The sequence below is a fragment of the Pseudomonas sp. KUIN-1 genome, assembly GCF_009176725.1.
Lineage (GTDB): Bacteria > Pseudomonadota > Gammaproteobacteria > Pseudomonadales > Pseudomonadaceae > Aquipseudomonas > Aquipseudomonas fragariae.
Genome location: NZ_AP020337.1, coordinates 3660301 through 3675950, shown reverse-complemented (window position 1 = coordinate 3675950; position 15650 = coordinate 3660301). Strand labels below are relative to the sequence as shown.

Annotated in this window: 14 protein-coding genes; 4 read left to right on the top strand and 10 right to left on the bottom strand. The window is 59.4% G+C overall.

Features of this window, described 5'->3' with window-relative positions; genetic code table 11:
- Positions 1–12: 12 nt before the first annotated feature.
- Entirely contained in the window at positions 13–1293 is a 1281-nt protein-coding gene (gene serS / locus KUIN1_RS16240) for a serine--tRNA ligase (protein ID WP_003317946.1), read from the top strand.
- The gene (cysG, locus tag KUIN1_RS16235; protein WP_003405073.1) at positions 1294–2688 is read left to right on the top strand and encodes a siroheme synthase CysG; all 1395 of its coding nucleotides are present in this window, start codon (positions 1294–1296) and stop codon (positions 2686–2688) included.
- A 50-nt stretch (positions 2689–2738) separates the two neighbouring features.
- Here cysG and KUIN1_RS16230 read toward each other — a convergent pair whose 3' ends face one another.
- The 6 genes from KUIN1_RS16230 to tusD form a co-directional block, all read right to left on the bottom strand.
- A complete protein-coding gene (locus KUIN1_RS16230; RefSeq protein WP_103714642.1) occupies positions 2739–3737 on the bottom strand; it encodes a glutathione S-transferase family protein in 999 nt (332 codons plus the stop codon).
- Between the two features lie 96 nt (positions 3738–3833).
- Entirely contained in the window at positions 3834–4835 is a 1002-nt protein-coding gene (locus KUIN1_RS16225) for a glycosyl transferase family protein (protein ID WP_024639668.1), read from the bottom strand.
- On the bottom strand, positions 4832–5167 hold the full coding sequence (locus tag KUIN1_RS16220) for a TusE/DsrC/DsvC family sulfur relay protein (protein ID WP_003317943.1): 336 nt from the start codon (positions 5165–5167) through the stop codon (positions 4832–4834). The genes KUIN1_RS16225 and KUIN1_RS16220 overlap by 4 nt, the downstream gene beginning before the upstream one ends.
- On the bottom strand, positions 5164–5463 hold the full coding sequence (gene tusB / locus KUIN1_RS16215) for a sulfurtransferase complex subunit TusB (RefSeq protein ID WP_024642108.1): 300 nt from the start codon (positions 5461–5463) through the stop codon (positions 5164–5166). The genes KUIN1_RS16220 and tusB overlap by 4 nt, the downstream gene beginning before the upstream one ends.
- The gene (gene tusC / locus KUIN1_RS16210) at positions 5463–5825 is read right to left on the bottom strand and encodes a sulfurtransferase complex subunit TusC (RefSeq protein WP_024642107.1); all 363 of its coding nucleotides are present in this window, start codon (positions 5823–5825) and stop codon (positions 5463–5465) included. Before tusC ends, tusB begins: the two co-directional genes overlap by 1 nt.
- 1 nt (position 5826) lies before the next feature.
- Positions 5827–6219 carry a sulfurtransferase complex subunit TusD gene (gene tusD, locus KUIN1_RS16205; protein ID WP_011268263.1) on the bottom strand — a complete coding sequence of 131 codons (393 nt, stop codon included), beginning with the start codon at positions 6217–6219 and terminating at the stop codon, positions 5827–5829.
- A gap of 234 nt (positions 6220–6453) precedes the next feature.
- Between tusD and KUIN1_RS16200 the strand changes: the two genes are divergently transcribed.
- Both KUIN1_RS16200 and KUIN1_RS16195 read left to right on the top strand, forming a co-directional pair.
- Positions 6454–7755 (top strand): MFS transporter, encoded by a 1302-nt coding sequence (locus KUIN1_RS16200; protein WP_011268262.1) that lies wholly within the window; start codon positions 6454–6456, stop codon positions 7753–7755.
- A gap of 16 nt (positions 7756–7771) precedes the next feature.
- Entirely contained in the window at positions 7772–8551 is a 780-nt protein-coding gene (locus KUIN1_RS16195; RefSeq protein WP_024642106.1) for a substrate-binding domain-containing protein, read from the top strand.
- Here the strand turns inward: KUIN1_RS16195 and KUIN1_RS16190 are convergent.
- The 4 genes from KUIN1_RS16190 to KUIN1_RS16175 form a co-directional block, all read right to left on the bottom strand.
- The gene (locus tag KUIN1_RS16190; protein WP_011268260.1) at positions 8537–9445 is read right to left on the bottom strand and encodes a LysR family transcriptional regulator; all 909 of its coding nucleotides are present in this window, start codon (positions 9443–9445) and stop codon (positions 8537–8539) included. The genes KUIN1_RS16195 and KUIN1_RS16190 overlap by 15 nt on opposite strands.
- Positions 9446–9519: 74 nt before the next feature.
- Positions 9520–11703 (bottom strand): DEAD/DEAH box helicase, encoded by a 2184-nt coding sequence (locus KUIN1_RS16185; RefSeq protein ID WP_024652454.1) that lies wholly within the window; start codon positions 11701–11703, stop codon positions 9520–9522.
- A gap of 43 nt (positions 11704–11746) precedes the next feature.
- A complete protein-coding gene (locus KUIN1_RS16180; RefSeq protein WP_024639662.1) occupies positions 11747–13042 on the bottom strand; it encodes an ATP-binding protein in 1296 nt (431 codons plus the stop codon).
- Positions 13039–15582 carry a tellurite resistance TerB family protein gene (locus KUIN1_RS16175; protein ID WP_116892731.1) on the bottom strand — a complete coding sequence of 848 codons (2544 nt, stop codon included), beginning with the start codon at positions 15580–15582 and terminating at the stop codon, positions 13039–13041. Before KUIN1_RS16175 ends, KUIN1_RS16180 begins: the two co-directional genes overlap by 4 nt.
- Between the last annotated feature and the right edge of the window lie 68 nt (positions 15583–15650).

The window sequence follows — 15650 nt, the reverse complement described above, 5'->3', positions numbered from 1 at the left end:
CGAGAGAACGATATGCTCGATTCCAAACTGTTACGTACTCAACTTCAGGACGTAGCGGATCGCCTGGCTTCCCGTGGCTTCACTCTGGATGTGGCGCGCATTGAATCGCTGGAAGCCCAGCGCAAGGTAGTGCAGACCCGCACCGAACAGCTGCAGGCCGAGCGCAATGCCCGTTCCAAATCCATTGGTCAGGCCAAGCAGCGCGGTGAGGACATTGCGCCGTTGATGGCTGATGTCGAGCGCATGGGCAACGAGCTGAGCGAAGGCAAGGTCGAGCTGGACGGCATTCAGGCCGAACTGGATGCGCTGGTGCTGAGCATTCCGAACCTGCCTCATGAGTCCGTGCCGGTCGGTGCCGACGAAGAAGGCAACGTCGAAGTACGTCGCTGGGGTACGCCGACGTCATTCGATTTCGAGGTCAAGGATCACGTTGCGCTGGGCGAGAAGTTCGGCTGGCTGGATTTCGAGACTGCCGCCAAGCTGTCCGGCGCGCGCTTTGCGCTGCTGCGTGGCCCGATCGCACGTCTGCACCGTGCCCTCGCACAATTCATGATCAATCTGCACATCAACGAGCACGGCTACGAAGAGACCTACACGCCCTATCTGGTGCAGGCTCCAGCGTTGCAGGGCACAGGTCAGCTGCCCAAGTTCGAGGAAGACCTGTTCAAGATCTCCCGCGAAGGTGAAGCCGACCTGTACCTGATTCCGACTGCCGAAGTGTCGCTGACCAATATCGTGTCGGGTGAAATCCTCGACGCCAAACAGCTGCCTCTCAAGTTTGTCGCCCATACCCCTTGCTTCCGCAGTGAAGCGGGCGCGTCCGGGCGTGATACCCGCGGCATGATCCGCCAGCACCAGTTCGACAAGGTCGAGATGGTCCAGATCGTTGCGCCTGACGACTCCATGGCCGCGCTCGAGTCGCTGACCGGCAACGCCGAACGCGTCCTGCAACTGCTTGAACTGCCTTATCGCACGCTGGCGCTGTGCACCGGCGATATGGGTTTCAGTGCGGTGAAGACCTACGACCTGGAAGTCTGGATTCCGAGCCAGGACAAATATCGCGAAATCTCTTCCTGCTCCAACTGCGGTGATTTCCAGGCGCGCCGCATGCAGGCTCGCTGGCGCAACCCGGAAACCGGCAAGCCGGAGCTGGTCCACACCCTCAACGGGTCGGGCCTGGCGGTAGGCCGCACACTGGTGGCGGTGCTGGAAAACTATCAGCAGGCGGACGGTTCGATTCGTGTGCCTGAGGTGCTCAAGCCTTACATGGGCGGCCTTGAGGTCATCGGTTAAATGGAATTTCTGCCGCTGTTCCATAACCTGCGTGGCAGCCGGGTGCTGGTGGTTGGCGGCGGTGAAATTGCCCTGCGCAAATCACGTCTGATTGCCGACGCCGGGGCAGTGCTGCGCGTGGTTGCGCCGGAAATCGAGGCGCAACTGAGCGAGCTGGTTGTCCAGAGCGGCGGTGAGATGATCCTGCGCGGCTACAGCGAATGCGACCTTGATGGTTGCGTGCTGATTATTGCTGCGACGGATGATGAGCCGCTCAACGCTCAGGTGTCCCGCGATGCCCGCTTGCGTTGCGTTCCGGTCAACGTCGTCGACGCCCCGGCGTTGTGTACGGTGATCTTTCCGGCCATCGTCGACCGCTCGCCGCTGGTGATCGCCGTGTCCAGTGGCGGCGATGCGCCGGTGCTGGCACGTTTGATTCGCGCCAAGCTGGAAACCTGGATTCCGTCCTCCTACGGTCAGCTCGCCGGGCTGGCCGCTCGTTTTCGCAATCAGGTCAAAGGCCTGTTTCCGAACGTGCAGCAGCGTCGGGCGTTTTGGGAAGAAGTTTTTCAGGGGGCCATCGCCGATCGCCAACTGGCCGGGCAGGGCGCCGAGGCCGAGCGCATGCTGATCGCCAAGATTGCCGGCGAGCCGCCTCCCGAGACCGGTGAGGTCTATCTGGTCGGTGCGGGTCCCGGTGATCCGGATTTGCTGACTTTTCGGGCCTTGCGCCTGATGCAGCAGGCGGATGTGGTGCTGTACGACCGCCTGGTCGCGCCAACGATTCTTGACCTGTGCCGTCGTGATGCCGAGCGTGTCTACGTTGGCAAGCGCCGTGCGGAACATGCCGTTCCGCAGGAACAGATCAACCAGCAACTGGTTGCGCTGGCAAAGCAGGGCAAGCGAGTGGTGCGTCTGAAGGGCGGTGATCCGTTCATCTTCGGCCGTGGCGGCGAGGAAATCGAAGAGCTGGCGGCGCATGGCATTCCGTTCCAGGTGGTGCCTGGCATCACCGCTGCCAGCGGTTGCGCGGCGTATGCGGGTATACCGCTGACGCACCGTGATCACGCGCAATCGGTACGTTTTATCACCGGGCACTTGAAAAACGGTACGACAGATCTGCCTTGGTCAGACCTGGTAGCGCCTGCGCAAACACTGGTGTTTTACATGGGGCTGATCGGTTTGCCGGTCATCTGTGAGCAGTTGATCCGGCACGGTCGCTCTGCCGACACGCCTGCTGCACTGGTCGAGCAGGGCACCACCGTCAATCAGCGTGTGTTCACGGGTACCTTGGCAAACCTGCCGCAACTGGTCGCCGAGCATGATGTTCATGCGCCGACGCTGGTGATCATCGGTGAGGTGGTCAAGTTGCGTGAAAAGCTGGCGTGGTTCGAGGGCGCTCAGGCGACTCTCTGATGCCAATGGTGGGTAGCCCGTCCGGGCTATCCACCCCTTCTTCCCATACGTCAGTTGTTCCAGACACCTTCACCGGACAGTCGCTCACGGTCATGATCGGCCTGCAGATCGAGTGCGGGCCCCTTCGGTATGATGCCGGTCGGGTTGATGGTGCGATGGCTCCCGTAGTAATGCCCTTTGATGTGCTCGAAACTCACCGTCTCTGCGATCCCCGGCCACTGATACAGCTCGCGTAGCCAGTTGCTGAGATTGGGGTAGTCCGCGATGCGCCGCAGGTTACATTTGAAGTGGCTGTAATACACCGCATCGAAGCGCACGATGGTGGTGAACAGGCGTATGTCTGCTTCAGTGAGGTGTTTGCCTGTCAGGTAACGCTTTTCGCCGAGCAGGTTTTCCAGCACGTCCAGTTCAGCGAACACATCGTCGAACGCCTCCTCATACGCGCCCTGCGAGGTGGCGAAACCAGCCCGGTATACGCCGTTGTTGACCTTCGGGTAGATCTGCTCGTTAAGCTCGTCAATGCTCGCGCGTAGCGCTTGCGGGTAGAAATCCAGCGTATTGCCGGTCAACTCGTCGAATGCAGAATTGAACATGCGGATGATTTCCGCAGATTCGTTGCTGACGATGCATTGCTGCTGCTTGTCCCACAGCACCGGAACGGTGACACGGCCGGTGTACCGAGGGTCGTCGGCGGTGTAGCGTTGGTGAAGGAACTGCAGGTCATCCAGTGCATCGCCGCTGGAGCCTTTCTGCTGGTCGAAGGTCCAGCCGTTTTCCAGCATCAGCCAACTGACTACCGAAACATTGATCAGGCTTTCCAGGCCCTTGAGCTTGCGCAAGATAAGCGTGCGGTGTGCCCACGGGCACGCCAGAGACACGTACAGGTGATAGCGGCCCGCCTGCGCAGCAAAACCGCCTGCACCGGACGGTCCCGGCTGTCCATCGGGCGTGACCCAACTGCGTCGCTGAGCATTTTCGCGCTGAAATGCGCCATCTTTGCTGCTTTCGTACCACTGGTCTTGCCAGTGTCCTTCGACCAGAAGGCCCATGTCTGACTCCCATTTCCAGGTGATAGAGCTTGGAGGTCAGCGCGGGTGCATCGGTTCGACTGGATTACGGCCTTTCATTGTCGAAAGGCCGGCGGGTCACAGATTGATGTTGCGGCGATCCCAGAATACCTGCGCCTGGGCGAAGGCCTCGTCGCGATCGACGCCCAGGCCGCGCAAGGCGAGCGCCATGGTCGATATCAAGGCCAGTTGCGGGTAACTGTCTTCGATTTCTCCTCGCCACAAGGCCAGCAGCTGCTGCGGGTCGAGCGTTGCCGGTTTTACGTGGCGGCGCGGTGAGAGCGCTGGCCATTCTTCATCCCACGGCTGGCCGCCGGTGGTGCCGTACAGGTGGCTGATGGTGTCGGGGTTGATCTCGATTTCGCCGCCATCACCTTTGACCACGATGGCGTTGTCGCCGAGCAGGCTGCTGGCATCGCGATGCACGCTTTGATAGCCCGGGTGAAAAATGCTTTGCAGGCCGCAACGCGCCTGCAGCGGATTGAGAATCCTCGCCAGCGAGTGAATGGGCGAGCGCAGCCCCAGCGTGTTGCGCAGGTCGATCATGCGCTGCAACTGCGGTGCCCAGTCGGCGAGCGGAATGAACGCCAGCTGTTCTTGCTCGAGCGAGGTCTTGACCGCTGACCAGTTGCGGCACAGAGGAATCTTCAGCAGGTCCAGCAGTTGCTCGGTGTACAGACGCCCTGCGGTATGCGCGCCGCCGCCGTGCAGGAGGATCCTGACGCCGTTTTGCGCCAGGCATTTGGCCGCCAGCAAATACCACGGCAGGTGACGCTTTTTCCCGGCATAGGTTGGCCAGTCGATGTCGACTTGCATGGCGGGAGCGTTGAGACGTTCGCGCACCGCTTCGGTAAACCCTGCCAGTTCCTCGGGACTTTCTTCCTTGTGGCGCAGCAGCATCAGAAAAGCCCCGAGCTGGGTGTCCTCGACTTTCTCATCGAGCAGCATGCCCATGGCTTCCCGTGCTTCCTCGCGAGTCAGGTTGCGCGCGCCACGTTTGCCTTTGCCCAGAATGCGAACGAAGGTCGCAAAGGGATGTTCTTCAGGTGTTTCAGTGACAAGCGCAGCGTAATCATTCATATGCAATTGGTCGGTTTGGGCAGGCCCGCCAGCTTGGCGGCGAGTTTGGCGGGAGTGCCGTTGAACAGGCGGTTGAGGTGCATGCTGTTGCCTTTTTCCGCACCCAGCTTCAGCGCTGTGTATTTGATCAGCGGCCGTGTCGCGGGCGAAAGCTGGAACTCGGCGTAAAAGCCGCGCAGCAATTCGAGGATTTCAAGGTGCTCGGCACTCAGCTCGATGCCTTCCTCGGCGGACAGGGCGTGGGCGACGTCCAGCGACCAGTCGCTGAGGTCTTGTAGAAAACCATCCTTGTCCAGTTCGATGCTGCGCCCGTCAATGTTCAACTGTTTCATAACCAGGTATTGACCTTGTCGAAGCGCAGCGACAGTTCAACGAACGCCGGGTAGTCGATGCTGTTGACTCCGGCAGGGAGAGGCAGATTGCGTGCGCGGAGGTCTTCGTCGAGGGCGAACAACTGCGATGATTCGACCAGAGGCTGAAGGGCTTTCAGCTGCGCACTCGACGGCATCAGCGCATAGGTGGCATCGCCACAGAGCAGTACGCCATCATCCTTGCCCAGCAAGCGCAGGCAACTGTCCAGCCGGGTGTCGGCAAACGGCGAGTGAGAGAGAACATGCAAAGTAGCCATCAGATCGTAATCACCTCGTCGTACCGGTCAAAAAGCGCTGACAACTCCGCGCGCGTAGTCAATCGGCTGATCTCTTCGTTCAATGCGCCCGGGGAGATACCGCGCTCGACCAGGCTCTGCCCGCAGACGTAAAGGTCTTCGACACCGAACATCGACAGGGCTTTCAGGTTTGCGGTCAGGTCTTTCTGTTGCAGGGCGTCGGGCGACTGCTGTGGCGACAACTGAAAAACCCCGTCGTCCAGAAACAGCAGGCCCACCGACAGATCGAATGCACCGCCCGCCAGTACGATATCCAGCGCCTCGCGGGCACCGGGGCCGGACCACGGCGACTGGCGGGTGACAACCAACAGTGATCTGGGCATCTCATGGCCCTCCGAAGCAGATCAGGCGATCAGCCGATTGCACGGCATCGTGCAACTGGCCCAGCCCGGACAATTCCCACGGCTCGCGCAGGTTTGCCGCCGGCCGCTGATAACGCTCGGCCTCTTGCGTGTCGAGCACACCGCGACGCAACGCGGCGGCAATGCACACCACGCCGTCCAGCTTGTGCTCGACGATGAAGTCACGCCACTGCAGTGCCACATCCTGCTCGTCCTGCGGCGTCACGACGTTGGCCGACGCGCTGTGTACGCCGTCTTGGTAGAAGAACAACCGGACAATTTCGTGCCCGCCTGCCAGCACCGCCCTGGCGAACTGCAAGGCTCGCCGAGAGGAGGGCGCATGGGCGGCGGAAAAAAGGGAGATGGCGAATTTCATGATCGGCTCTGCCAACAAAACATGCGCAATGATAAAGAATTCAAGGGCAGGCGTGTGAGTTTGGCGCGTGCTGACCCGCAAATGCGGGGTCAGGGCGCAACCGCTTGAGTTTCAATTGATGTCCAACGGGCATCAATCGATGAAAACATAGCACTTATCGTTTCAAAGTGTGTCCGGCAGACTCCTTCCTCACAAGCGCTTACAACACTCTAATAAGATCGCTGGAGAACACTGATGCACGGCTCATCCTCATTACGAAAAGAATCCTCCCGGTCGAAGGCAGGCGCGGTATTTCGGGTCACCTCCGGTAATTTCCTCGAGCAATTCGACTTCTTCCTGTTCGGCTTCTATGCCACCCAGATCGCTTCCGCCTTTTTCCCGGCCAGCAGTGAGTTCGCTTCGCTGATGATGACCTTCGCGGTCTTCGGCGCGGGCTTCCTGATGCGTCCGCTGGGTGCCGTCATTCTCGGTGCCTACATCGATGACGTGGGCCGCCGCAAAGGGCTGATCGTGACGCTTTCGATCATGGCCAGTGGCACGTTACTGATTGTTCTGGTGCCCGGTTACGCAAGCATCGGCCTGTGGGCGCCGGCCTTGGTATTGGTCGGCCGCTTGCTGCAAGGCTTCTCTGCCGGTGCGGAATTGGGCGGGGTGTCGGTGTATCTGGCAGAAATGGCGACACCCGGCCGCAAGGGCTTCTACACCAGTTGGCAGTCAGGTAGTCAGCAGGTGGCAATCGTTGTCGCCGCTGCACTGGGTTACGGCCTGAACCAATGGATGGCACCTGCTGCTGTTGCCGACTGGGGCTGGAGAATTCCGTTTGCCATCGGTTGCCTGATCATCCCGTTCATTTTCCTGTTGCGCCGCAGCCTGCAGGAAACCGAAGAGTTCGCTACTCGCTCTCACCGTCCGACCATGCGACAGGTGTTCGCGACGCTGCTGCAAAACTGGCGTGTGGTGATTGCCGGAATGCTGATGGTGGCGATGACCACTACCACCTTTTACCTGATCACCATCTATGCACCGACATTCGGCAAAACCGTACTCAACCTGAGTACTGCCGATGCGCTTCTGGTGACGCTGCTGGTCGGTGTCTCCAACTTTATCTGGCTGCCGGTCGGCGGCATGTTGAGTGACCGTTTCGGGCGCAAGCCACTGTTGGTCGCGATGACCCTGCTGACCATCATCAGTGCGTACCCGGCGCTGTCTTTCCTCGCCCTGGCGCCCAGCTTCGGCCATATGCTGGAAGTGCTGTTGTGGTTCTCGTTCCTCTACGGCTTGTATAACGGCGCGATGATTCCGGCGCTGACCGAAATCATGCCGGTAGAGGTGCGTGTTGCCGGTTTCTCGCTGGCCTACAGCCTGGCGACGGCGGTTTTCGGTGGTTTCACTCCGGCGATCTCGACCTGGTTGATCCACTTGACCGGCGACAAGGCTGCACCTGCTTACTGGATGACATTTGCTGCAGCCTGTGCGCTGGGCGCCACACTGGTGCTCTACCGGCACATCTCGACCCGCCCGCAACTGGCTGTTTAATCAAGGAAAAATCACTATGAAATCGTTATACAAACATCAACTGGCAGCGCTTTTTCTCGGCTGTATCGCGGTCAGTGCGGCGGCGCAGGCTGAACAGCTCAAGGTCATGACCTCCGGCGGCTTTACGGCTGCGTACAAACTGCTCGGACCGCAATACGCGGCGTCTTCCGGGGACTCGCTGGACACCATTCTCGGCCCATCGATGGGCAAGGCACCCGAGGCCATCCCGAATCGTCTGGCCCGGGGCGAGCACGCCGATGTGGTGATCATGGTCGGCTATGCGCTGGATGATCTGATCAAGCAAGGCAAGGTAGACCCGGCATCGCGGGTCGAACTGGCTGATTCGCGGATCGGCATGGTGGTGAAGGAGGGCGCGGCCAAGCCTGCGATCGGCAACGACAGTGAGCTTAAAGCCACCCTGCTCAAGGCCAGGTCTGTGGCTTACTCCGACAGCGCCAGTGGCGTGTACATCGAAAAAGAGCTTTTCAAAAAGCTCGGTATCGAGAAGGAACTCGCGCCGAAGGGCAAGATGATCGAGCGCATCCCGGTGGCTTCGGTGGTTGCCAAGGGCGACTACGAAGTGGGCTTTCAACAGGTTGCCGAGCTGCTGCCGATTCCCGGCGTGACGTTCGTGGCGAAGATTCCGGAAGACGTTCAGTCGGTAACCCGTTATGCCGCGGGCATCCCGGTCAATGCCGAGCACCCGAAAGAAGCGAAAGCGTTGCTGGATTACCTGGCCTCCCCGAAAGCCCAGGCCACGGTGCAGTCCACCGGTCTGGATTCAGTTCCCCGCTGAACGTGACGGCATTTTCCTGACCAGTTGCTCCAGCTCGAGGGCTGCCGGTGTCAAGGTCCTGCCACGACGCTTGATCAGCCCTACGTTGCGAATCACCTCGGGCGCAACCAATGGCACGCTCACCAGAAACGGGTGAGCGGTCATCGGCATGGCGATGGAGGGCACCGCAGCCACGCCAAGGCCCGCTTCCACCAGGCCGATCATGGTTGTGACATGACGGGTTTCGCAGATGCTTTCCTTGTGCGGGCGCGAAGGTGCCAGCGCCTGATCCAGCACCAGACGATTACCCGAGGTGATGTCCAGGGCGATGTAGTCGTGGCGGTACATCTCTTCCCAACTGACGCTTTCGCACGTAGCCAGCGGGTGATCCCGCCTGCAGGCCATTACGTAGCGTTCCTGCAGCAGCAGTTCGAAGTCCACTTCCGGCGCCAGATTGCCGCTGAAACTCACCCCGAAATCGGCTTCGCCCAGGGCAACTGCGCTGTTGACCTCGTTGGCGCTGGCATCCATCACCCGGATTCTGATTTTCGGAAACAACCGATGGAAAGCGCTGATGACCTGCGGCATGAAGTAATAGGCGGCTGAAGGCACGCAGGCAATCGTCACGCTGCCCATTCGCGTGGAGCCGACGCCTTCGATGGTCATCAATGCGCTGTCCAGATCGTCCAGAATGCGCTCGACCTGAGGCAGAAATGCGCGGCCGACCGTAGTCAGACTGACCCTGCGGGTGGTGCGCTCGAACAGCTTCACGTTCAGTGCAGACTCGAGCTTTTCTATCCGCCGACTGAGCGCAGGCTGGGTGATCTGCACGGTTTCAGCGGCCTTGCGGAAGCTGCCGTTCTCCACTACGGCACGAAATGCCTGGAGGTCGTTGAGGTCGAAATTGATGGGCATTTGAACGTTGATCTATTGATACAGGATGCGCATCAATATATCAGACGGCGCGGGCTGAGCCGCGAGGCCTGCCGTCAAGTCGTCAATGTCTTGGCAAGCGCAATCGCGTTGGGTATATCCAGCTGGCTGGAGGCAAATGATTTGATCAACAGCGATTTTGGCAGGGCCCAGTCCCACTTTTCCCGGATCAGATTCTTCACATCTTTCAACAGGGGCTCCACATCGGTTGCATCCAGCTCTGCAATCCTGGCCAGTGCTGTCCGCACGCTTTCCTGAGAGGCACTGATTTCCAGTACCAACCCCGAAGCTGTGCACATGACCCCAGCCTGGTTGAGCAGCAGGCACAGCGCATCATTGGTGTAGTCGCCCGCCCAGGTCAGCAGGTAGCTGCTTGAGGTCGAACCCGTCAGGCGCTGGTCAGCCAGCCCCAGCCGGTGAAAGGTCTGGCGCGCTTCCGCCAGCAGGGCTTGTGCATTGGCATCAAGGAACGGGCAGGGCGTGACCTCCGTCAGTACCGCGCGCATTTCTTCACGCACCCGGTCATGGATCTTGGCGCCCAGCCCGTCGAATACCGGAGGTTCGCCGCCACGTGCGCGTATGACCGCAATGACTTTCTTTTCCAGGTCTACATCCATGACCTGCCAGCGTTTGCCTGCGAAGATGATGCGTTGCCCCAGGGTCAGCGGGCGACTGACAGGAATGGAACCCAACGGCTTGCCATCGCGAAGCAGTCTGAATTCCTCATCGCTGCTGAATGCACTGTAAAACTCATAGTGGTTGACCAGCTTTTCACCGATTTCGCCAGGCAATAGCAGGCCAGAGCTGTCCTGGACGATCAGTTTCTTTTCACCCAGAGCCTTGAGAAGGGCCATGAAGTCGGTTTTATCAATGGCTGCAAATGTTCCGCTCGCGATCAGCTCATTCCACAGCTGCGAAGCATGTGCACCACCTTGCTGCGCAATCGTCGACAGGCATTGCTGAACCAGCGTCGAGGCGTGCAGGCCGTTGGCTCTCGGAGGTTCGAACCACTTCTCTATCAACAATCGAATCATGGCGATCGTCTGCACCAGGTTTTGCCGGAGCTGATCCGAGAGGTCCGAATCAGGTGTCAGGGTGTCTTCCTGGCAATAGGCACGAAGTGTGGCAGGCTCACCTGCGCGACGTCCGGAGCGACCCAGTCGCTGGCGCAGGCTGGCCACTGATGGCGGAGGTCCGATCTGCGCAACTGCTTTGATGTTGCCGATATCGATCCCAAGCTCGAGGGTCGTGGTGCAGACGGCCGAGGCGGGCGGGCTACCCGCTTTCAGTGCTCGCTCCGTATCTTCACGCAAGTCTCGGGACAAGCTTCCGTGGTGAGGCAGGAACTCATTCGGCAAACCGTCGTTTTCGCACAAGTGCCGCAGCCTGTCGGCGTACCATTCAACCTTGTCGCGGCTGTTGGGAAAGATCAGGTTGTTACTGCCACGCAGCACCTTGTACATATGCGCGGCTATGGCGTGTCTGGTCCCGGAGACATCCTCTTCCTGCTCTTCATCCTGATCGGCGTTGTCGTCGTCTTTTGTCACGACCATCTGCAGGTTTGCCGCCAGTTTGTTCATCGGCAGCATGGTGTAACCGCGTACCTGAACCTGAAGGTCCTGGCCCGAGGCTCGAGAAATGATTTCGTCCATGCGTCGGCCTTGCCCCGGACGCAGGAACTCACGGGCGAGTGCCATCTCGCCCAGGGTCGCAGACAGGCCTACGCGTGGCAGCTTTTTGCCGACAACCGTTTCTACGCGGTGCATCAGGGACTGCAATTGTTTACCGCGCTCGCTGCCGATGAACGCGTGTAATTCGTCGATGACGATATAGCGAAGGGGCTGAAAGAGCCCCGCAAGCGCCGAGCCCCGGTTCACGAACAGGGCTTCCAGCGATTCTGGGGTTATGAGCAGGATCCCTCTGGGCGATTTCAGAAAGCGGTGCTTCCTGCTTGCCGAAACGTCCCCGTGCCAGCCGACCACCGGGATTTCCAGGCGCTCGCAAAGACGTGTCAGCCTGTCCCACTGATCATTGATCAAGGCCTTGAGCGGGCTGATATAGAGCACAGCGCCTGGCGCATCGGTGTTGTTGAGCAAATGGGTCAGAATGGGCAGAAACGCCGCCTCGGTCTTGCCCGCTGCAGTGGAGGCCGCAATGATGACGTCGCGATCAGCGTCGATCAGCGCAGGTATGGCACATTCCTGAGCATCCCTGAGCGATGTCCAGCCTTGCGACCACACCCATTGTTGTACATCGGGGTGAAGCCGTTCGAATGCGGATGAGTCAGAGCTTGAAGCTTGTGAGTTCATCATCGGCCTCTACAGTGAAATCACTTTTGCCGCCGTCATCCCTGGCAATGTCAATGGCGCCCAAAAGGTTTCTCCAGTCGGCCTCAGGGTTTTGCTCAAGAACCGCCAGCAGGTTGATGAACGCGGTGATGGTGGTGCGTGGCGTTCGAAAGTAAGCTTCGCCCATACGCTGACCGCAGTGCTCGATGAAGGCCGGGATGGCCTCTTCCGGAAGCAGGTAGTGTTCCGCGTCGCCGTAGGCATAAACGTTACGCAGGTTCAGCAGGAGGACATAGAAGTCCTCCGGGGTCAGGCTGGTCAGCCGAATGACAGGGCCGGAAAGGTCGACGTAGCCAGCCTTGGCAAAGGTGTTTTCTGCCAGGCGTGACTGTAAAGCCGGGTAGCTGTAGAGGCCGCGGCGAGTGTCCATCAGGAATTCCGGCGTGCCGCCCAGAACGAAGCCCAGTCCGTCAGTCGACCCTTGCAGTGAGTCATTGAGGATGCGCAGGATCTGTTCGTAGTTCGCATTGCGAGCCTGCGTGTTGGCAAGCTTGTAGAGGTTGACCAGTTCGTCCAGGCACACCATAAGCCCGCCGAAGCCTGCCAGGCGCACAAATCGGGAAAGCAGTTTGAGCTGATCGTACACGGACGCGTCGTCAACGATGCTTCTGACCCCGAGGGCCGCTCGTGCGTCCGTCCTGGTGGTGAATTCCCCCCGAAGCCAGCGTATTGCATCGGCTTTGAGCTGTTCGTTGCCTTCGTTAAAGCCACGGCAGTAAGCCGCTATGACTTCGGCAAAGTCATAGCCGTTGACCATTTCGGTAAGCTCGGCGAGGTTCTGGCGTATGACGGTCTCGCTGTCTACGCCTTTACTGCTCGCGTGGGTTCTGGCCTGGGAAATAAACTTTTCGACGATACCCTGAAGCGCGCCACCGTCCGGCTTGGTACGTGTAGACATGTTCTTGGCAAGCTCGGCGTACAGGGAGCGCGCCTGACCACCTGAAGCGTGCAGGCGTCGATCGGGGTTCAGATCAGCGTGCATCGTCACCAGCTTGCGTTCCATCGCAATGCCTCTGACCAGATTGAGGAAGAACGTCTTGCCCGCGCCATACTCGCCGACCACGATACGAAAGGCAGAACCACCTTCGGCCAGCCTGTCTACATCCTTGATAAGAGCTGCCAGCTCACCCGCTCGTCCGACCTGAATCAAGTGCTGCCCGACACGAGGAACGACACCTGCGCGCAGTGATTGAATGACCGCATCGCGATCCTTGGCTCGTATCTTGTTCATAGGGCAAGCTCGCTTAAAATATCCGGGTTGATTTCGATAGGGTCATCGCCCTCGGAAACCGGCATGTCGAACAACTCGAATGCCATATCGTTGATTTGCTCCAGCGCACCGTCGAGCATCAACGCCATACCTGCCGTCGCGACTTCCAGCTCTCGTCGACTCCATTGGTTGCGCGAGACCAGCAGGCGCAGAAACGCAGAGTGCCCCGCATCGAGTCCATGGAGATGGGTGCCAGTGCCTGGGGTGTCTTGTGAAGCATCGTCTTCGGCTATCTGCGTGTCGTCCTGCTGCTCGTCCTCTTGATCGTCACGAAAAACATCAGCCAGCAGCGCCGAAGCCTCTGCCGTTTCGCGTCGCAACCGGGCAACCCTGTCCATGTCCAGCACGATCCCGGAGCCTTGCTTCTTGTCGGGGCCTGTTGCTGTAGCGGCTGACAGCGCTGTCGAGACCTGTCCTGTATGCGAACCGGCCGCAGCATCATGGAGGTTGCTGTAAAGAGCGTGTGGATTGAGTTGAAGTGCCCTGTAGATCCGCTCAAGCAATCTGACTTTCTCAGGCGTAACCGCTCCGTCAGCGTGGGCAAGGTGAGTCAGGCAACCGACGATGGTCTGCTTTTCTTCCTGATTCAGCGAACCCAGCTTCTTTTTCAGGCTTGCCAGGTTGGGCGGCTGCTGCAGTTGCATCGACAGATACGCCTTGAGACGTGTTCGATGCGCGACACGCAGATGCTCCCATGAGTCGATATGCCGTTCGAGCAGTGCAACTGCATGCTGACTCGTGCCGCCATCAACCGCTGCCACGCTGCTGGCGAGATCCAGAGTGACGACAGCCGCGTTGTAGTCCGCTGTCACCCGCGACATGCCAGGATCGGGCCCGGTCGCGAACAGAACGATGCTGTCCTCAGGTTTGGGCGCACGATTGCCCGCCAGCACATCCGGTTCCATTCCTATGTGCATGTCTTCAAGTACTTTTATCAGCGCGATGATCTGGTTGCGTGCCTGGGCACCGTCAGACTTGAAACGTATCGCCAGCTGATCAAGCGTCATCAACTTCGTGGCAGGGCCGACCTCCGATTGAAGCTGTCGCAGTTCATGTCTGGCGTATTCGGGCCATAGCGATACCGGCAGCAACAGCAGCGCCTCCAATGACTCATGCTTAGCGAGATCATCGGCATTGCGGCCCATGTACCGACTGAATGGAGCAAGCACTGAAGCACAGCCCTGCACGAGGACCTGGATTTTCTTGCGGGTGGCGGACGTAATGCTGACGTCTGGCAGATCCCCCACCGGTATTTCCGGTACATCGAGGTAGGCGGACGATGGGCGATAGGTGACCCATAGTCGGGTCTTGTTCCTCAGCAGCTTCAGGCCGTCGGGAAACTGCTCTTCATATTCGGCTCTGAACAGGCGCTGAAACAGATCTGCGCATCTGCCAACAGGTTTGCCGCGCGAGATATTCGGATCCGTCAGCGCCCAGGACAAGGCCCAGGATGCGTTCAACGGGTATCTGTCGATGGCCATCTGGCCCAGCGCCACTCGCAGCACGATGGGCATTTCATAGCGATCGGCCGACTCCATTGGTGGCTCGCGCAAATACATCTGCCCTGAAATGACAGGCATGTTCAGGTATTCGAGAAGCCGCGAAGCCTGGTTGTAAAACGAAAGGTCCCGATGATAAACAGTCCGCAAACGCTCGATTTCCTGTTTTATCGCGGGAATCTCTTTTCGTGCATCGGGATCAGAAAGGCTGTCGATCAGTAAACGCCGTTCAAGGCCGTGGAAAAACATGAACAGGTAACCACTGCTTGCTTCAGGATCACAACGTCCCCCTGCCAGCCACTGCAGATAGCCCCTGCGCGCGGCTGGTTCAAGATCTTTGTAGGTCGACCAATAGTAGGCCGCCCCCGCAACGGGAGGCGTGTCGGAACCGGCCACCGGCAAGGCTGCGTCTATGAAAGAAGGTTCGGATAGTCTGAATTCGGGGTTTTGCGTGCCTGTGTAGATCATGCCGCCGGGCAAGATGATATCGGCCACGGTGAGCGGCTCACCTGGACGCAGCCATCTGGCTTTCGCCGGGCGATCAGGTGCCTTGGGGATGCTGAAAGAGTGGGTGCCGGGTGAGTCCTGCCGGATGGTAAAGAACTCGGATTCACGCTCTGGATGGCGCATCTGCGAGGAGGAAGGTGAGGGTGCCTGTTCCGGCGGCGTGTCCGCCTGCGGTTGCGTACCGCCAACCAGGTTGGGAGACGGCCTGCTGAAGCGCGCATAACGGCCTATGGCCAGGTCAGCGTAGTTCTCATCGGACGCCTTGGTATGGATACGGCCTGAACAAGGCTGAGTGCCGCCGGCGAGATTCTCTGACGCCCGACTGAAGCGGGCATATCGACCGATCGCGAGGCGTTCGAACTCTTCATCGGTACGGCGTCTTCCCAAGGTGGCTGGCGCTGAGTCGTGGCCGTCAGCCTCGGCAGCTTGCCGAATCTCGTCCGCATGGCGTTGCGTGCCTCCAACAGGATGGACAAGCGTTCGGCTGGGGGCCATTGGGGTCTTCCATGGTTCATCGGCTGGCAAACTGGCAGTATCCACATTTTGTCAGCGCGGGCCAAGCA

Excerpts from the sequence above, each read along its gene's own strand:
- serS (WP_003317946.1), top strand. The coding sequence starts at position 13 with ATGCTCGATTCCAAACTGTTACGTACTCAACTTCAGGACGTAGCGGAT.
- cysG (WP_003405073.1), top strand. The coding sequence starts at position 1,294 with ATGGAATTTCTGCCGCTGTTCCATAACCTGCGTGGCAGCCGGGTGCTG.
- KUIN1_RS16230 (WP_103714642.1), bottom strand. The coding sequence starts at position 3,737 with ATGGGCCTTCTGGTCGAAGGACACTGGCAAGACCAGTGGTACGAAAGC.
- KUIN1_RS16225 (WP_024639668.1), bottom strand. The coding sequence starts at position 4,835 with ATGAATGATTACGCTGCGCTTGTCACTGAAACACCTGAAGAACATCCC.
- KUIN1_RS16220 (WP_003317943.1), bottom strand. The coding sequence starts at position 5,167 with ATGAAACAGTTGAACATTGACGGGCGCAGCATCGAACTGGACAAGGAT.
- tusB (WP_024642108.1), bottom strand. The coding sequence starts at position 5,463 with ATGGCTACTTTGCATGTTCTCTCTCACTCGCCGTTTGCCGACACCCGG.
- tusC (WP_024642107.1), bottom strand. The coding sequence starts at position 5,825 with ATGCCCAGATCACTGTTGGTTGTCACCCGCCAGTCGCCGTGGTCCGGC.
- tusD (WP_011268263.1), bottom strand. The coding sequence starts at position 6,219 with ATGAAATTCGCCATCTCCCTTTTTTCCGCCGCCCATGCGCCCTCCTCT.
- KUIN1_RS16200 (WP_011268262.1), top strand. The coding sequence starts at position 6,454 with ATGCACGGCTCATCCTCATTACGAAAAGAATCCTCCCGGTCGAAGGCA.
- KUIN1_RS16195 (WP_024642106.1), top strand. The coding sequence starts at position 7,772 with ATGAAATCGTTATACAAACATCAACTGGCAGCGCTTTTTCTCGGCTGT.
- KUIN1_RS16190 (WP_011268260.1), bottom strand. The coding sequence starts at position 9,445 with ATGCCCATCAATTTCGACCTCAACGACCTCCAGGCATTTCGTGCCGTA.
- KUIN1_RS16180 (WP_024639662.1), bottom strand. The coding sequence starts at position 13,042 with ATGAACAAGATACGAGCCAAGGATCGCGATGCGGTCATTCAATCACTG.
- KUIN1_RS16175 (WP_116892731.1), bottom strand. The coding sequence starts at position 15,582 with ATGGCCCCCAGCCGAACGCTTGTCCATCCTGTTGGAGGCACGCAACGC.